Source organism: Pedobacter sp. ASV28, from assembly GCF_016428855.1.
Taxonomy (GTDB): Bacteria; Bacteroidota; Bacteroidia; order Sphingobacteriales; family Sphingobacteriaceae; genus Pedobacter.
Genome location: NZ_JAELTN010000005.1, coordinates 19648 through 35636, shown reverse-complemented (window position 1 = coordinate 35636; position 15989 = coordinate 19648). Strand labels below are relative to the sequence as shown.

Sequence of the window (15989 nt, the reverse complement as noted above, 5' to 3'; positions counted from 1 at the left end):
GTAATGCCTTATATTTCTATCAGACTAAGTTAAACTTAAACTAACGGAAAACACAAAAATTTTTAAGAAAATTAACCTATCGAAGTGTTTTCTATAACTAATTTACCGTTGTAGTAAAGGTTACCGTCAACGTTGTAAGCTGTGTGTGGAATATGTACCGCACCAGTAGTTTGGCAAGTAGTTAATGAAGGTGCTACCGCTTTGTAGTGAGTTCTTCTTTTATCTCTTCTTTGTTTAGAAATCTTGCGTTTTGGATGTGCCATTACTTGATTTTTTTAATTACTATTTTAATTTTTTTAAGGCTTCCCATCGTGGGTCGTCATTTTGTTCTTCTTGTTCTTCGTTACTAGAGGCAAGCTTGTCTAAAGTGGCCAACATTTGCTCGTCGCAGGTTTTGCCCGCTTGTTCGCATTTGTTAATAAAAGGAATAGCAACAGTAATGAATTCGTATATCAATTCAGAAACGTCAATTGCTGTTTCTTTTCTAGGCAAAATCAGAATTTCCAAATCATCGTTTCCTTCCTCTTCGTCCTCTGCAAACTTTACAATCTGCCTTTCGTTTAGTTCAATTGGTTGGTCGAAATCAGACAAGCATTTATCACAACTAAGCTGTATCGTGCCTTCGACATGGAAGGCCAAGATTAGCATCGTCTCTTGTTTGTCTAATTCTACCTCAGCTTTTAGCGTTCCATTTTTAACTAAAGAATGCTCAAATGCATCAAAAAAGCGCTGATCAATTTCAAATTCAAATTGATGTTTGCCCAATTTTAAACCTGTAAACGGGATAGAAAATTGTTTTAATGCTTTCAATTGTAACTAAATTTTAGCCTGCAAAGGTAGGAATTATTTTTTGATTAGAAAATATTTTTAGAAAAATGAAATGATATAAATTAGTGGGCTTTATACAGTTCTATATAGAATGTTGGAGAGACAAATGGGAAATTGAACGGTCTTAGCAATGAAATATAGAGTCTATGTACTATTAAATAAGTTAGAAATGATGAACAAAAACTATTATAGGCTTGTTTGCCAACTACTTTTTTCAGCATTAGTCTGCCCTTTAATGATTTCTGCCCAAAGTAAACCTCTTCAAGTAGATTACTTAATTAAAGACGCTTGGGTTTTTGATGGTTTTTCAAAAGACTCGGTGAAAACCGATATAGGCATTACAGGAGATAAAATTAGCTACATAGGCAATTCCCAAAAAGATAAGATTAAAGGCAAACAGCTTATCAATGCCAAAGGTCTGTATCTTTCTCCAGGATTTATCGATCCACATACACATACAGAGGCAGATCTTTCTGCCAAAGAAAAAGAAACCAGGGCAAACCTACCTTATCTTTTTCAGGGAGTAACCACGGTAGTAGATGGAAATGATGGGGCTAGTCCATATCCCATTGCGCAGAAGCTGGCCGAATGGAATAAAAATGGGATTGGTACAAATGCCGCTTTGTTGGTTGGCCATGGAACAATAAGAACGAAGATTTTGGGCAGGAATAATGTTAAGCCAAACGAAAGCCAATTAGAAAAGATGAAGGAGCTGTTTGGCCAGGGCATGAAAGATGGGGCCTTTGGTATGTCTACAGGTTTATATTATGCTCCAGGTAGTTATGCAGAAACGGATGAGGTGGTGGCATTGGCTAAAGTTGTTAAAAGTTTTAATGGAATTTATGACACCCATATGCGTTCAGAAGGTACGGATGTGCTGAAGTCGATAAGGGAGACTATAGAAATTGGAGAACGGACAGGCATACCATTACATATATCCCATTTAAAGCTTTCGGGAATTGAGGCCTGGAAAAAAACGGAGGAGGTATTGGAACTGATCAATCGAACCATCGATTCGGGGCTTAAGCTTAATGCAAACCAATACCCTTTTACGGCATCTAGTACAGGCCTTTCTGCGGCAACCGTGCCCAGGTGGGCCGAAGATGGAGGTAGACAAGCTTTGCTGCAACGGTTCAAAGATCCAGTGCTTTTAGATTCGATCAAAAAGGGGATCAATAGAAACATTAAGGGGAGGAGTGGTCCAAGTAATATTGTACTCTATATTAAAGCAGCGCCAGAATTTAACGGAAAGTCGTTGACTACGGTAGCAAAAGAATGGGGCAAAACTCCTGAAGACGTGGTGGTGAGCCTGTTGGAACAATATAGCAGCCCCAAAATCATTTCACATAGCATGAACGAGGAAAATGTGCAGGCAATCATGAAACAACCTTGGGTAATGACCGGTTCTGATGGTACGTCTGGGCATCCCAGAAAATATGCCTCCTTTACCAAAAAAATACGTGAATATGTGCTGGACAAGAAAATAATATCCATGACACGCGCCATCAACAACGCCACATATTTAACTGCCCAAACTTTTGGTATAGATAAGAGAGGAGCCATAAAAGTTGGCTATTATGCCGATGTGATATTGTTTGATCCCCAAACCCTAAAAGATACTGCCAATTTTGATAACCCTTTTGAGTACGCCCAGGGAATGCAATATGTTTTCGTAAATGGTAAACCAGCTATTGAAAGAGGGAGCTACACGGGTATTTTGGCTGGAATTGCCCTAAAAAAATAGGAGCGGGGAATGGTAGGTTTAAACTATCAAAACCTGTTCCCGTCTATACATCAACCATGACCAACTTATGAAAAAGCTGTTATTGACCATTTTCTTTGCCATTTGTGGCATGTCCATATCTGCCCAGCAGCATAAAATTACAGATACAATGGGCTATCGTATTATTACCGATAATAAATTGTATTTCCCTAAGTTTTGTAAGGCATTTCAACAGGCATTGGAAGGTGAAGATCTATTGAAACAAGTCGTGTTTATTGACAAGAAATCAACTGGACCAGCATTTGCTTCAGCCAAGGGCGTAATGACCATAAACCTCGATTACTTTAAAGGCAAAAAGCCGAACTTTGATGATAACAGGTTGTTGGTGGTCTTATATCATGAAATCGGACATTTCTATTATTACCACCGTACGCCGCGTTCTAAGTGGAATTCCGAAGATAGCGAGAAGGCTGCATTTGAATATTCACTGTTAAAAACAAAGGAGATGGCTGTTAATAAAGACTGCCTGCCCCTAAAAACAGGGCTACGATTTATGAAGCTGAGAAGTGAAAGCAATGCCCTTGATGATCCACATGTTAGGGCATTGAAAAAAATGGTTAACGAGCCGCCTTATACCGAATACCTGGCTTATGTAAAGGCAAACTGTAATTAAGTTTGCTGTCATTCAAGTAGGAGTTACATTGTACTTAATAGGGTTTGATTTAAAAAACATATATTTTTAGGAGTTCCCTAAACTTTCGTATGGTGTTTGCTGTTTAATGCTAAAAGCAATGTCATGGAAAAATATGATATCATTGAATTGTTGGAGATTATCGACCAACAGGTAAGTTCCTCTATACTAGGTGGTAGAGAAGAAGATTATGAGGAACTGGAAGGTTTGGGCTACATAAAAATTGACCGGCATAGCGTACAATGGGCGGCATCCATTACACCTCTCGGACTGGATTATTTGGAACAAAATCGTTAACAACTATAAAAAAGATGGCTTGAGGCTTAATTGGCATCATCCTTTACATCGGTAGCGGTTTCTACAATCTTGCCACCTGTTTTAAGCTGGTTGCGTAACATGCTTTCCTGCTCTTTTCTATTTTGAACAATATGGATGGCCGCAAATAGGGCTTCCATAAAAGAAGTAGGGTCAGCTAGGTTTTTACCAGCAATATCATAGCCGGTACCGTGATCTGGAGAAGTACGCACGAATTTAAGGCCAGCTGTATAGTTTACACCAGTGTCAAACGCGATGGTCTTAAAAGGGATGAGACCTTGGTCATGGTACATGGCCAATACGGCATCAAATTGTTTATAGGTGCTATTGCCAAAAAAACCATCGGCCGGATAGGGCCCAAAGTTGATAATGCCCTTGTCAAATGCTTCTTGGATAGCAGGAGCTATAATTTCCGCTTCTTCCTTGCCCAACAATCCGTTGTCGCTAGCATGTGGGTTAAGGCCCAATACCGCAATCTTTGGTTTTTCTATCCAAAAATCTTTTTTTAAGCTTTCGTTAATGAGCTGTAGTTTTTTTACGATCTTTTCCTTGGTTAGGGCCTGTGGAACTGCCAATATTGGGATATGTCCGGTTACGACGCCTACACGTAAAGTGTCGCTAATCAAAAACATCAGTACATCATTACTTCCGCTTCTTTCTTGTAGGTATTCAGTATGGCCAGGGAATTTAAAATCGGCAGATTGTATATTACTCTTATTGATCGGAGCGGTTACTAGGGCATCTATTGCGCCCCTAACCAGGTCATCGGTTGCTTTTTGCAGGGAGATAAATGCATATTTGCCTCCAGTTTCATTGGCAGTTCCAAGCTCTATCTTCACGTCTTCCTCCCAACAGTTGATCATGTTGGCTTTATTGGCAACCGCAGCTTCTGCATCGGGAATAACATGGAACATGAAATCATTCAAGCGCAATGCTTTACGGTGGAACGATGCAACTTTAGTATGTCCATAAACAATAGGAGTACAGTAATCTAGTATTTTGTTTTCGGCCAATGTTTTTAAGATGACCTCTAGCCCAATTCCATTGATATCGCCTATGCTTATGCCTAACTTAACTTTGTTGCTCATGTTAATGTTTAAAATTTAGCGCAAAATAGCGATTATAAAGTTTAACCGCAAAAAGAGCAGAAAAAGTAGCCTCAATGAATGCTGAAGATGTGGCAAAGAAAAATAAGCCTATCTTTGTAGGCTTAACAACAATTCTTTGGTAAATTTTGTAGTTAAGAAAAGATCGTTATTCAGGTATGAGTTTAGTAAAAGCAAAGAAACATTTAGGACAACATTTTTTAACGGATAAGCACATCGCGGAAAAAATTGTAAATGGGTTGATCCATACAGATCAGTACCATCAAGTGTTGGAAGTGGGGCCAGGTATGGGCATCCTTTCCGATATTTTGCTATCCAGAGAAGATTTACAAACGTATTTGATTGATATTGACGTTGATTCCTTTAACTATTTGCATTCGAAGTATCCGCAGCTTGGCGACCGGTTGATCAATGGAGATTTTTTGAAGCTTAGCTTTGAATCTATATTTCCTGGAAAGTTTGCGGTGATCGGCAACTTCCCTTATAACATATCTTCACAAATTCTGTTCAAAATTCTGGAGAATAGACAAAATATTGTGGAAATGGTGGGCATGTTCCAAAAGGAGGTGGCAGAACGCTGTGCGGCAAAGGCAGGCACGAAAATATACGGAATCTTAAGTGTACTGATCCAGGCTTATTATGATATCGACTACCTGTTTACGGTAAAGCCAGGAACGTTTAATCCGCCACCCAAAGTAAATTCGGGCGTAATACGATTGAGCCGAAATAAGATTGAAAATTTGCCTTGTGACGAAAAATTGTTTTGGCGTACAGTAAAAGCAGGATTTAACCAACGACGTAAGACTTTGCGAAATGCATTGTCTGTGGTGTTGCCAAAGGATCAATTGGATGAGCATCCATTCTTTGAAAAAAGGGCCGAGCAATTAACGGTGCAGGATTTTATCACCTTAACCAATCATTTGGAAAAGTTAAGCAAGAAGCAACATGTCTAAAAAGCTATTGATTGTGGATGACCTACATCCCATTTTTAAGGAAAAGGCCAAAAATTTAGGTTTTGAAGTTGATGATGAGCCCAAAATTACCAAGGCAGAAGTTTTAGAAAGAATTAAAGCGTATGATGGCATAGCTGTGCGTACCAAATTCAATATTGATCAAGAAATTTTCGATGTCGCACCCAAGCTCAAATTTGTGGCAAGGGCTGGGGCAGGATTAGATAATATAGATGTAGAAATTGCTGCTAAAAGAGGAATTACATTATTGGCCGCTAATGAGGGCAATATGGATGCGGTAGGCGAACATGCCATTGGCTTGTTGCTGTCGCTGATGAACAATTTCCGAAAAGCAGACCTAGAAATTAGAAAAGGGATTTGGGATAGGGAAGGAAGTCGTGGCTATGAGTTGAAAGCTAAAACCGTGGGGATTATTGGTTACGGTTTTATGGGACAGAGCTTTGCCAGAAAACTTGCTGGCTTTGGTGTAAACGTCATGGCTTACGATAAGTATAAAACTGGTTTCAGCGATGAGTATGCCAGGGAAGTAAGCATGGAGGAAATTGTAAAGCACAGCGATGTGCTGAGCTTACATATTCCCTTAACTAGTGAAACCCGACAAATGGTGAATGATGAGTATTTCTTTCACTTCAAAAAGCCTATCTTTTTTATCAATACCGCCAGGGGAGAGATTGTGAATACCCAAGCTGTTTTAAATCATATTGCTAGTGGCAAAATTCTAGGTGCGGGTTTGGATGTTTTGGAACAAGAAAAATTTCCGGCACTTGCAGAGCAACCATGGTATGATGCGTTGAAAAACAGCGAGAAAGTAATTTTGACTCCGCATGTGGCGGGATGGACTTTTGATTCATACCGTAAAATTTCTGAAGTACTGGCGCAAAAGCTCTCCGAAATCAAAATATAATTCCTTAAATTGGCCTTAAGAACAAAACATTAAACTTATGGCTAAGCAACATCAATATAAAACCAATTTGGTTTGGGTAGGTAACAAAGGTTCTGGTACAATGGATTACCGCTCTTATGACAGGGATTTTAGGATTGAAATACAAGGAAAAGAAGCCATCTCCGGCTCTTCAGATTCGGTGTTTTTGGGAGATAAATCGAAATATAACCCAGAAGATCTGCTGCTTTCATCCATATCGTCATGCCACATGCTGTGGTTTTTACATTTGTGTTCTAAAAATGGTATCGTAGTTATCGATTATAAAGATAATGCTGTTGGCATTATGGAGGAATATGCTGACGGTAGCGGAAAGTTTAAGGAAGTACTGTTGAAGCCAGAAGTATTAATTTCTAAGCAGGAAGATATTTCCTGGGCAAACTCCCTGCATGCAGAGGCAAATAAAATGTGCTTTATAGCCAACTCATTGAATTTTCCGGTAAAGCATGAGGCAAGCTGTACCGCTATAGATAAATAAGGTATTTTAAATTTTGTATGCCTTGAAATACCTAAAAATAGGTATTGTATGAGATAGCCTAATCTTTCATATTTACTGTTATTTAGTTATCGATTACAGTATGAAAAGGGTGTTATTTTTTCTGTTTTTTGCTCTTACCACTTATGTAAAGGGCCAAGTCCCTTATTTGGTAAAAGATACAAATCTCTCTGGTGCTTCGGTGTCCTCTTTCCCAACTTCTACCATTGAAGTTGGAGGAAGTCTATACTTTGTTGCCATAGATGCTGCTAGTGGTTCTGAACTCTGGAAGAGCGATGGGACAGAAGCAGGCACTGTTTTGGTAAAGGATATTAGGTCGGGTAGTTTGGGTTCAAATCCGCAATCTTTAACCAACGTAAACGGTGTGCTGTACTTTGTTGCTGACGACGGTGTAAATGGCTATGAAGTTTGGAAGAGTAATGGCACCGCTGCGGGCACGGTAATGGTAAAAGATATTAGAGCTAGTATTGGAGGATATGTCCCCTACTCACTTACCAATGTAAATGGTACCTTGTTTTTTGCTGCAGACGATGGTGTTAACGGATTAGAGCTATGGAAAAGTGATGGTACTGTAGCAGGAACAGTAATGGTGAAGGACATCCATAGTGGGATTAATTCGGGATTCCCCCGCCTATTTATCAACGTAAATGGCACTTTGTTTTTTGCGGCTGATAATGGTACCAATGGTGAAGAACTTTGGAAAAGTGACGGTACCACTGGTGGGACTTTGATGGTAAAAGATATCAATGCAGGTGTTGGGACGAGTACTCTCGAAAATCTTTTGAATGTAAACGGGACGCTCTATTTTACGGCAGATAATGGTACCAATGGCATTGAGCTTTGGAAAAGCAATGGGACTACTGCGGGTACGGTAATGGTGAGCGATTTGAATTCTGGCACGGGCAATTCAGATATAAGAAGTTTGATTGATGTGAATGGTACACTATACTTTGTTTTGGGGATCGGATCGTTGGCAAGCAAAATAATGAAAAGTAACGGTACTGCAGTAGGAACGGTTACTGTTAAAGATTTTAGCTATGGTGGGAGTAGTCCTTATGGTTTAACCGCCAATGGCAATAACCTTTATTTTGCGATTAATAATAATACAGGTGAAGCCGAATTATGGAAAAGTAATGGCACCACTGTTGGCACTACACTTATCAAAAAAATATATGCTGGAAATTTGTCCAATCAGGTCTTCAATTTTTTGATGTTGGGGAGTACCTTGTATTTTTCTGCCGTTGACGACGTGAACAATCGTGAGCTTTGGAAGAGCGACGGTACGTTGGCGGGAACCGTAATGGTAAAAGATATAGCCTCTGGAAACATTGGATCTAGCCCTAGTGCTTTTGCAACACTTAACAGCACCTTATATTTCTCCGCTTATGATGCGGTAAATGGTGTTGAGCTATGGAAAAGTGATGGTACTACCGCTGGTACGGTGATGATCAAGGATATTTACATAGGCACAGGGAGTGCTAATCCTCAACTACTTACTTTGGTAGGCAATCAAGTGTTTTATGCTGCGGATAATGGTGTAGATGGAAATGAGCTATGGAAAACAGATGGTACCTTGAGCGGTACAAGTATGGTAAAAGACATTTATCCAGGTAACGGTATCCCTAACCTTTCAAATTTGACCAATGTCAATGGTACTTTATACTTCTCGGCCAATAACGGACCTCAAGGCCAAGAACTTTGGAAGAGTGACGGCACGGCCATAGGAACGGTTATGGTAAAAGATATTTATCCAGGTGGTCTAGGGTCTAATCCTTCAAATCTGACCAATATCAATGGTACCTTATATTTCTCGGCCAATAACGGAACTCAAGGCACGGAACTTTGGAAGAGCGATGGCACGGCTGCAGGAACGGTCATCGTAAAAGATATTTATCCGAGTAGTGGAGATGCTTATGTAAATCTTCTTATAAACGTAAATGGGACCCTGTATTTTGTGGCCAGTGATGGGGTAAGTGGCAGGGAGCTTTGGAAAAGCGATGGTACTGCTGCAGGTACCATTATGGTAAAAGACATTTATAGTGGACCGTATGATAGTGGGATTTCTAATTTGACCAATGTGAATGGAACACTGTTTTTCGCTGTTAATGATGGTGTAAACGGCCAAGAACTTTGGAAGAGTGATGGCACTGCTGCAGGTACAACATTAGTGAAAGATATACGTGTTGGTACAATTGGCTCAATTCCAACTAATATGGTTAGTATAGGTTCCATTTTGTATTTTTCAGCTGGTGATGGCATTAGCGGTCATGAACTCTGGAAAAGTGATGGCACCACAGCAGGTACTGTAATGGTAAAAGATATTTGGAGTGGTAGTATTGGGGCAAGCCCTGTCAATATGGTTAATCATAACGGAACTTTGTTTTTTACAGCAAACGATGGCATAAATGGTAGTGAGCTTTGGAAAAGTGACGGTACTACCGCGGGTACCGTGATGGTGAAAGATATTTTTAGTGGAGCCGGTTCTTCTGCTCCATCACAGCTTGTTAGTATAGGTAATGCTTTATTCTTCTCAGCTACCAACGGCATCGATGGTTTGGAACTTTGGAAAAGCGATGGCACCATGGCGGGCACACAAATGGTGTATAATATCAGAACTGATATAGGAAATGCTTCTCCTACATTCCTTACTAGATTAAATAATCTTTTGTTGTTTAGGGCAGATGATGGCATAGCTGGAACGGAGCTTTGGGCGTTAGAACTTTCATCGGAAGTACTGCCCATCAAATGGCTAAAGTTTAATGCCAAGCTGGGACTTGATAAAAAGGCCAGGTTGAACTGGAGCGTGGAAGAAAGGGAAGTTGCCGCTTATGAAATTGAGCGCAGTAGCGATGGAAAAACATTCGAAAAGCTAGAAACACTTAAATCATCAGGAAATGGTACCAACTACTATCAATTTGTTGACAATGCCCCTTTTTTAAAAGATAACCCGATTACTTATTATCGCATTAAACAAACAGAACTTAGTGGGGTAATTGCTTATAGCAATATTGCTTTTGTTAGAAATGAGATTGGAGATTTAACTATATTCCCAAATCCTATTGCAGATAAGCTAATCATACAATCAAGAATAAAGCAATTTGTTGAAGTATTTGATGTTAACGGAAAGCAGATATGGAAAAAGCAATTACAGTCGGGTGAAAATATTTTTTCTAATTTTAGTTGGTCTCCAGGTGTTTATATCTTGAAAACATCCGATAAAGGATATAAATTGATTAAACAATAGTTATTTACTTAATGCTAATGACCAGTAAAAATTATTTCAATTATTTGCTTTTGTAATTTAAGGCTTATATCTTCGTTTTTAACAGAGCAAGACTATGTAGGTTAATTACCGATGTAGTCTTGTTTGTTTTTTATGAGGATTAAAGTAAAAGAAATAGCGTTATGGCAGAGATTACATACTATACCAAAGAAGGGTTAGATAAACTTAAAGAAGAATTACACTATTTAAAAACTGAAGGAAGGTCGTCCATTGCAAAAGCTATTGCCGAGGCCCGAGATAAAGGTGATCTATCTGAAAATGCAGAATACGACGCAGCAAAGGAAGCGCAAGGTTTACATGAAGCTAAGATTGCCAAATTAGAATCAACTTTAGCCAGTTCTAGGCTGTTGGACGAATCTAAATTGGATACTTCAAAAGTATTGGCGCTGTCTATTGTTAAGATAAAAAATGTAAACAATGGAGCTACCATGACCTATCAACTGGTAGCAGAGAGCGAGGCTGATCTGAAATCTGGTAAGATTTCCGTGAAATCGCCAATTGCGCAAGGCCTGCTAGGTAAATCTGTTGGCGATAAAACCGAAATACAAGTGCCTGCAGGCAAAATCGAATTTGAAATTTTGGAAATATCTAGATAATAGTTGTTACGAGTTATGGGTTGAATGTTACGAAATCTGCACCTTTAGCCCATAACCGATAACTCATAACTCGCAACCAATATGAGTAGCATTTTCTCTAAAATAGTAACGGGCGACATCCCGGCGCATAAGGTGGCCGAAACGGATGATTTTTTAGCATTTTTAGATATCAGCCCATTAACCATGGGGCATACTCTGGTGATCCCGAAACAAGAAATAGACTATCTATTTGACATAGAAGATGACCTTTATCAGGGTTTAATGTTGTTTGCCAAGAAGATAGCCTTGGCGATTAAGAAAGCATTTCCCTGCGATAGGGTTGGAGTGGCTGTTATAGGCCTGGAAGTTCCACATGCCCATGTTCATTTAATTCCCATAAACCAAATGAACGATATGAATTTTGCCAACCCGAAATTAAAACTTAGCCAAGAACAATTGGCAGAAGTAGCCAATAAAATTAGGAAAGAAATCTCTTCTGATTTTTAAGGCCCGCTATTCTTCGAAACAGTAGGGTTTATAAGAGGGTAAAGAATAATTTAGGGATTTAACTTCTCGTTATTCTTATGCCGTTCTGCATCACGAATGGACTTTTTCTCTAAATTTTTCACCAATGCTTCGTTTAAATCAATCCCTGTTTGATTGGCCAGGCACATCAGTACAAACAGTACATCGGCCATCTCATCGGCAAGGTTAATTTCTTCGTCACTCTTTTTGAAAGACTGTTCACCATACTTCCGCGCCATAATTCGGGCTACCTCGCCTACTTCTTCCATTAGAATGGCTGTATTGGTGAGTTCATTGAAATAGCGTATTCCTGTGGTCTTAATCCAGTGATCTATAATTTGCTGTGCTTCTGTAATGGTCATGACATTGCGTTTAGTTTGAATGTTATAAGGAAAAGTTATGTTTTTAGCCTTATTATTATTTAGAGGTCTATCACCATTGGCCTACTCTTTATTTTTTGTATCTATCAGTATGGTAACTGGACCATCATTAAGCAAGCTAATCTTCATGTCGGCACCAAAAATACCACATTCTACCTGCCTGCCTATAAGGTTGGAGAGCTGTTTTTTCATCTCCTCATAAAGGGGAATGGCCTTTTCTGGTTTGGCGGCACGGGTAAATCCAGGTCGATTGCCCTTCTTGGTGGCTGCAAATAAGGTAAACTGACTAATAAGCAAGATATTGCCATTAATATCTGCCAATGATTTGTTCATCAGGCCATTCTCATCTCCAAAAATTCGCATGTTGGCAATTTTTGGAGCCAACCATTCTAAATCCTCTTGGGTATCAATATCCTCAATACCCAATAAAACTAAAAAGCCATCATTTATTTTTCCTGTAGTTTGCCCGTTAACCTTACAACTGGCCTCGCTTACCCTCTGTATTACCGCTCTCATATATTACGTACTTAAGTGCTAAGTTAGCCTTATGAATTGAAAGAAAGAAGCAAACTTTTATTTAATGTCTTCAACTTCATAAGGAGGACAGGCACCTTTTAGGGAGGTAATAAATGCAGCCATTTTAGCGGCAAAATCTAAGCAATTTTCAATAGGCTCGCCGTTCAGTTTCTTGCTTAAAAAGGCAGCAAGAAAAGAATCTCCGCTTCCTACGGTATCCATTACTTTAACTTCAGGTGCCTTGTAGTGTATTGTTTTTTTGCGGCGATAATAAGTACCACCCTCAGCACCTTTAGTTACCAATATTTCATCAAAGTTAAATTGTTCAAACAAGTTGTTCACCTGGTCTTGTTCTTCGGTAGATGTAGTGAACCATTCTCCTAAGATCTTAATTTCATTTTCATTTAACTTTACGAGATGAGCCTGTTGCAATAAATCATAGATAGTTTCTTTGTCATAATATGGGGGCCTAAGGTTAACGTCAAACACTTTAAACCTTGCATAAGTAAGCAGGTGCAATAACGTGGCTTGACTAATGGGGTGCCTTGAGGCTAAACTGCCAAATAAAAGTGCATCTGTTTTTAAGATTTCCTGTTCATATTCCTTTCGCCATTCAATAAAATCCCAAGCCGTTGGATAGCTAATGGTATAGCTCATTTCGTTGTTGGTCTTTAGCTCGGCAACAACCTCGCTGGTGCTGATAAATGGGTCTATTTGTATGTTTATGGTGGGTGTTCCGATAGAGGAAATAAAGGCAATTAGATCTTCTCCGGCAAGGTCATCGCCCACTCTACTAATGAGTGAGGCATCAATGCCTAATTTTCTTAAATGATAGGCTACGTTCATGGGAGCACCACCTGCTAATCGTCCAGTTGGCAAATTATCCCATAATATTTCTCCAAAACAGATGATTTTCTTCATCTTCAAAAATAAGATTTATCATAACCATTATTGTTTTTTCAATTTGGTTTTAGGGCATGGTTGCCGCAGCAAGAATTGCAATTAATTAAACTGTAGTATCTGAAAGAATGTCCTGTAGCTCTTTCAGTTCGGCCGCTTTATCTATTGCACCCAGGTTTTCATACGCAGAGATTAGATTTCTAATGATACGGCGAACAATTTCGGCATTGCTACAGGGCGAATAAAACCCAGGTTGAGGGTCAAGATTCAGTTGACGCAGAAACTGGTCTACATCATGTTTTCCAAAAATAGCGCCTTTGTTAAAGGCATTGATGTAAAACAATACCCCGTGTTCTTTATCGGCATTGCTCTCGTCTATATAACCTAAAATGAAATGTTGTGGCAGGTTGACACCATATACCGGTATGTCGAGTTTCTGTGCCAATGTGGAATAGATAATGGCCAATGAAATTTGATTGCCCTTTTTGCTTTCCAGTACTTGATTAAGGTAAGAGTTTTGCGGGTCATGATGATTTTTGGTATTGCCACTAAAGCCATATTGATTATAAAAAACATGATTGATCAGTTTTATTTTTTCAATAGAACTCATTTCATATTGCAAGCCTACCCAAATCTCACGTTTGATGCCTTCAATTTGATTGATCACATGCTGCTCGTCTAGGTCAGGGAATTGATAGCGGTTAATAATCAGTGCACCCTGTAGCAAATCAAAGGCTCCACTTTGGTACCAAAGGTTAAGGTCCTGTTTTACATTGTTGAACTGTATGGTATGTACAATATTCTCAATACGTTCCTGTAATAGGGTATCTAATGATTTTTCCCATACATTTTCAAGATAGGTAATTACTTGGTCTCCATATTCGAGTAGTTTATCCTGTACATGCAAAAACACTTCCTCATCAGGATCGTCTAATAACTTTACCAATGCATCTATTTCCGCCATATTTTTCATCAGCATCTATTTTGTTTTAATGGTCGACAAAGCCAGCATGGCATATAATTCTGCTTTCTTCACTACCTGTAATAGGTAAGTGAGTGGTACGCTTATGCTCGTTTCATCAGAATAAATTTTTATCAATTATAAAACCACCAAGAATACCTATATGGTTGATGATGAATGGAATATATTCCCGATGGTTTCATTGATGTACAATTACAATTATGTTGTCTATTTTTGTGCTATGGTTCTACAATTCTTTGCCGATTACTTAAAGCACCGACTGACAGCTAAAACTAGACACGGTACACATTCTCCTTTTGTTTATCAGTTGGCTGATGAGGTAATTTACGATTTTTCTAGGAAAAAAGTATATGATGAAATAGAGGCGCAGCGAAAAAAACTTTTAAATGACCATACCCTTATCACGGTAACGGATCTTGGCGCTGGCTCACACCTCAATAAGAACAGGACCAAAAAAATAAGTCAGATTGCAAAAAATGCGCTGAAAAATAAACGATTAGCGCAATTGATCTATAGACTGGCAGCCCACCATAAGCCCAGTAATATGATAGAGTTAGGCACTTGTTTGGGCATTACTACGGCTTATCTCTCCAAAGCTTGGCCACAAGCCGATATTCTTACCATTGAAGGATGCCCACAGACTGCTGCTGTGGCTTATCATAACTTTACGGAGCTGGGATTGCAGAATGTAGAGCTGCAAGTCGGAAATTTTAACGATCTGTTGCCGAAGGCCATTGAAGAACGCAGCCAATTAGATTTTATCTATATAGATGGTAACCATACCAAAGAAGCTACGCTTAATTATTTTAATTGGTGTTTGCCTAAAATAGCTGAAAATAGCCTGTTCATTTTTGATGATATTTATTGGAGTGAAGGGATGAAAGAAGCATGGGAAGAGATCAAGTTACACCCACAGGTTACGGTAACCATTGATTTATTTTGGATTGGCCTGGTTTATTTTCGTAAAGGGCAAGCTAAAGAGCATTTTAAGATTAAGTTTTAAAAGATAGATCAGGCTTTAAATAATTCCTGGTTTTTAAAGGGATAACCGCCTATTGTCTTATGAAAATATCCCTTGGTAATTAAAAGTTGAATTTCATTCAGGTGCTGGTGGTGATGTATATCAGTTCCCGCAAAATCATACCATTCTTTTTTGAGGAGATAATTGGACAGGAACTTGGCCGTTTTACCATAGTATCCGTTTAAAGATAATAGATTTAACTGAAACAGTACGCCCATTTGTTTTAATCTAAAATATCGATCTAACTTATGGTAATAAAAAGAGTATCGTTCTGGATGTGCAAAGATCACCTTAAACCCTTTGATTTGCAGCTCAAAAATGAGCTGATCCATCTTTTCTATTTCTGCAAGATAGGGAATCTCCATCAAGAGGTACTTGCCAGGCAGGCAGATCAAGTTTTCTTTCACCCTAAAAGTATCATCAACCATATACTCTGCAGCAGCACTGATCTTTATACATATATCTGCCATGGCTAGGGCAGTTTCAACCTCTGCCAAGGCCGAGGCAATGGTTTGTGCTGTGTTTGGATATAAATCGGTAAAGATGTGTGGAGTGCAGATAAATTGGTCAAAGCCTAAATTGCTGAGTGTTTTAATAAAATGGACAGAATGGGCCGCATTGGCGGCCCCATCATCAATGCCTGGTAGTATATGATTGTGCATGTCAACGCCGAGCCATGCCATATCATTTACATAGTTGTTTCTTTGAAAGAATGAAATCATCAGTATATTAAAATA

18 protein-coding genes are annotated in these 15989 nt (G+C 39.0%); 10 read left to right on the top strand and 8 right to left on the bottom strand.

What is annotated here, in order from left to right; translation table 11 throughout:
* Positions 1-71: 71 nt before the first annotated feature.
* The gene (rpmF, locus tag JHD79_RS02875; RefSeq protein ID WP_199117630.1) at positions 72-263 is read right to left on the bottom strand and encodes a 50S ribosomal protein L32; all 192 of its coding nucleotides are present in this window, start codon (positions 261-263) and stop codon (positions 72-74) included.
* Positions 264-282: 19 nt separating this feature from the next.
* Positions 283-810, bottom strand: coding sequence for a DUF177 domain-containing protein (locus tag JHD79_RS02870; protein ID WP_199117628.1), 528 nt, complete (start codon positions 808-810; stop codon positions 283-285).
* A gap of 148 nt (positions 811-958) precedes the next feature.
* Here JHD79_RS02870 and JHD79_RS02865 point away from each other — a divergent pair, with 148 nt between their 5' ends.
* The 3 genes from JHD79_RS02865 (at position 959) to JHD79_RS02855 (ending at position 3539) form a co-directional block, all read left to right on the top strand.
* A complete protein-coding gene (locus JHD79_RS02865; RefSeq protein ID WP_199117626.1) occupies positions 959-2572 on the top strand; it encodes an amidohydrolase family protein in 1614 nt (537 codons plus the stop codon).
* 67 nt (positions 2573-2639) lie between these two features.
* On the top strand, positions 2640-3224 hold the full coding sequence (locus tag JHD79_RS02860; RefSeq protein WP_199117624.1) for a hypothetical protein: 585 nt from the start codon (positions 2640-2642) through the stop codon (positions 3222-3224).
* 123 nt (positions 3225-3347) lie between these two features.
* Complete coding sequence (locus JHD79_RS02855) at positions 3348-3539, top strand: hypothetical protein (RefSeq protein ID WP_199117622.1); 192 nt, start codon at positions 3348-3350, stop codon at positions 3537-3539.
* Positions 3540-3565: 26 nt separating this feature from the next.
* On the opposite strand, the gene pdxA is transcribed toward JHD79_RS02855, so the two are convergent.
* Positions 3566-4645 (bottom strand): 4-hydroxythreonine-4-phosphate dehydrogenase PdxA, encoded by a 1080-nt coding sequence (pdxA, locus tag JHD79_RS02850; protein WP_199117619.1) that lies wholly within the window; start codon positions 4643-4645, stop codon positions 3566-3568.
* A gap of 176 nt (positions 4646-4821) precedes the next feature.
* On the opposite strand from pdxA, the gene rsmA reads away from it, so the two are divergent.
* The 6 genes from rsmA (at position 4822) to JHD79_RS02820 (ending at position 11435) form a co-directional block, all read left to right on the top strand.
* The gene (rsmA, locus tag JHD79_RS02845; RefSeq protein ID WP_199117618.1) at positions 4822-5616 is read left to right on the top strand and encodes a 16S rRNA (adenine(1518)-N(6)/adenine(1519)-N(6))-dimethyltransferase RsmA; all 795 of its coding nucleotides are present in this window, start codon (positions 4822-4824) and stop codon (positions 5614-5616) included.
* Entirely contained in the window at positions 5609-6538 is a 930-nt protein-coding gene (locus JHD79_RS02840) for an NAD(P)-dependent oxidoreductase (protein ID WP_199117616.1), read from the top strand. The genes rsmA and JHD79_RS02840 overlap by 8 nt, the downstream gene beginning before the upstream one ends.
* Before the next feature lie 37 nt (positions 6539-6575).
* Positions 6576-7052: an OsmC family protein gene (locus JHD79_RS02835; RefSeq protein WP_199117615.1), complete on the top strand. Its 477-nt coding sequence runs from the start codon at positions 6576-6578 to the stop codon at positions 7050-7052.
* 100 nt (positions 7053-7152) lie between these two features.
* Positions 7153-10314 carry an ELWxxDGT repeat protein gene (locus JHD79_RS02830; protein WP_199117613.1) on the top strand — a complete coding sequence of 1054 codons (3162 nt, stop codon included), beginning with the start codon at positions 7153-7155 and terminating at the stop codon, positions 10312-10314.
* Positions 10315-10475: 161 nt separating this feature from the next.
* Positions 10476-10949, top strand: a complete 474-nt coding sequence (greA, locus tag JHD79_RS02825; RefSeq protein ID WP_199117612.1) for a transcription elongation factor GreA — start codon at positions 10476-10478, stop codon at positions 10947-10949.
* Between the two features lie 81 nt (positions 10950-11030).
* On the top strand, positions 11031-11435 hold the full coding sequence (locus tag JHD79_RS02820; RefSeq protein ID WP_199117610.1) for an HIT family protein: 405 nt from the start codon (positions 11031-11033) through the stop codon (positions 11433-11435).
* A 50-nt stretch (positions 11436-11485) separates the two neighbouring features.
* Here the strand turns inward: JHD79_RS02820 and JHD79_RS02815 are convergent, their stop codons facing one another.
* The 4 genes from JHD79_RS02815 to JHD79_RS02800 all read right to left on the bottom strand — a co-directional run bounded on the left by JHD79_RS02815 (position 11486) and on the right by JHD79_RS02800 (position 14222).
* Entirely contained in the window at positions 11486-11815 is a 330-nt protein-coding gene (locus JHD79_RS02815; protein WP_199117608.1) for a nucleotide pyrophosphohydrolase, read from the bottom strand.
* Between the two features lie 81 nt (positions 11816-11896).
* Positions 11897-12349 carry a D-aminoacyl-tRNA deacylase gene (gene dtd / locus JHD79_RS02810; RefSeq protein ID WP_199117606.1) on the bottom strand — a complete coding sequence of 151 codons (453 nt, stop codon included), beginning with the start codon at positions 12347-12349 and terminating at the stop codon, positions 11897-11899.
* 57 nt (positions 12350-12406) lie between these two features.
* Positions 12407-13270, bottom strand: a complete 864-nt coding sequence (locus JHD79_RS02805) for a carbohydrate kinase family protein (RefSeq protein ID WP_199117604.1) — start codon at positions 13268-13270, stop codon at positions 12407-12409.
* Between the two features lie 85 nt (positions 13271-13355).
* Entirely contained in the window at positions 13356-14222 is an 867-nt protein-coding gene (locus JHD79_RS02800; RefSeq protein WP_199117602.1) for a transglutaminase-like domain-containing protein, read from the bottom strand.
* A gap of 229 nt (positions 14223-14451) precedes the next feature.
* On the opposite strand from JHD79_RS02800, the gene JHD79_RS02795 reads away from it, so the two are divergent.
* Positions 14452-15234 carry an O-methyltransferase gene (locus JHD79_RS02795; RefSeq protein WP_199117600.1) on the top strand — a complete coding sequence of 261 codons (783 nt, stop codon included), beginning with the start codon at positions 14452-14454 and terminating at the stop codon, positions 15232-15234.
* An 8-nt stretch (positions 15235-15242) separates the two neighbouring features.
* Here the strand turns inward: JHD79_RS02795 and JHD79_RS02790 are convergent, their stop codons facing one another.
* A complete protein-coding gene (locus JHD79_RS02790; RefSeq protein ID WP_199117598.1) occupies positions 15243-15974 on the bottom strand; it encodes a tyrosine-protein phosphatase in 732 nt (243 codons plus the stop codon).
* Positions 15975-15989: the final 15 nt, after the last annotated feature.

Excerpts from the sequence above, each read along its gene's own strand:
- JHD79_RS02790 (WP_199117598.1), bottom strand. The coding sequence starts at position 15,974 with ATGATTTCATTCTTTCAAAGAAACAACTATGTAAATGATATGGCATGG.
- JHD79_RS02835 (WP_199117615.1), top strand. The coding sequence starts at position 6,576 with ATGGCTAAGCAACATCAATATAAAACCAATTTGGTTTGGGTAGGTAAC.
- pdxA (WP_199117619.1), bottom strand. The coding sequence starts at position 4,645 with ATGAGCAACAAAGTTAAGTTAGGCATAAGCATAGGCGATATCAATGGA.
- JHD79_RS02820 (WP_199117610.1), top strand. The coding sequence starts at position 11,031 with ATGAGTAGCATTTTCTCTAAAATAGTAACGGGCGACATCCCGGCGCAT.
- JHD79_RS02855 (WP_199117622.1), top strand. The coding sequence starts at position 3,348 with ATGGAAAAATATGATATCATTGAATTGTTGGAGATTATCGACCAACAG.
- rpmF (WP_199117630.1), bottom strand. The coding sequence starts at position 263 with ATGGCACATCCAAAACGCAAGATTTCTAAACAAAGAAGAGATAAAAGA.
- greA (WP_199117612.1), top strand. The coding sequence starts at position 10,476 with ATGGCAGAGATTACATACTATACCAAAGAAGGGTTAGATAAACTTAAA.
- JHD79_RS02865 (WP_199117626.1), top strand. The coding sequence starts at position 959 with ATGAAATATAGAGTCTATGTACTATTAAATAAGTTAGAAATGATGAAC.
- rsmA (WP_199117618.1), top strand. The coding sequence starts at position 4,822 with ATGAGTTTAGTAAAAGCAAAGAAACATTTAGGACAACATTTTTTAACG.
- JHD79_RS02840 (WP_199117616.1), top strand. The coding sequence starts at position 5,609 with ATGTCTAAAAAGCTATTGATTGTGGATGACCTACATCCCATTTTTAAG.
- JHD79_RS02805 (WP_199117604.1), bottom strand. The coding sequence starts at position 13,270 with ATGAAGAAAATCATCTGTTTTGGAGAAATATTATGGGATAATTTGCCA.
- JHD79_RS02815 (WP_199117608.1), bottom strand. The coding sequence starts at position 11,815 with ATGACCATTACAGAAGCACAGCAAATTATAGATCACTGGATTAAGACC.
- dtd (WP_199117606.1), bottom strand. The coding sequence starts at position 12,349 with ATGAGAGCGGTAATACAGAGGGTAAGCGAGGCCAGTTGTAAGGTTAAC.
- JHD79_RS02860 (WP_199117624.1), top strand. The coding sequence starts at position 2,640 with ATGAAAAAGCTGTTATTGACCATTTTCTTTGCCATTTGTGGCATGTCC.
- JHD79_RS02800 (WP_199117602.1), bottom strand. The coding sequence starts at position 14,222 with ATGAAAAATATGGCGGAAATAGATGCATTGGTAAAGTTATTAGACGAT.
- JHD79_RS02795 (WP_199117600.1), top strand. The coding sequence starts at position 14,452 with ATGGTTCTACAATTCTTTGCCGATTACTTAAAGCACCGACTGACAGCT.
- JHD79_RS02830 (WP_199117613.1), top strand. The coding sequence starts at position 7,153 with ATGAAAAGGGTGTTATTTTTTCTGTTTTTTGCTCTTACCACTTATGTA.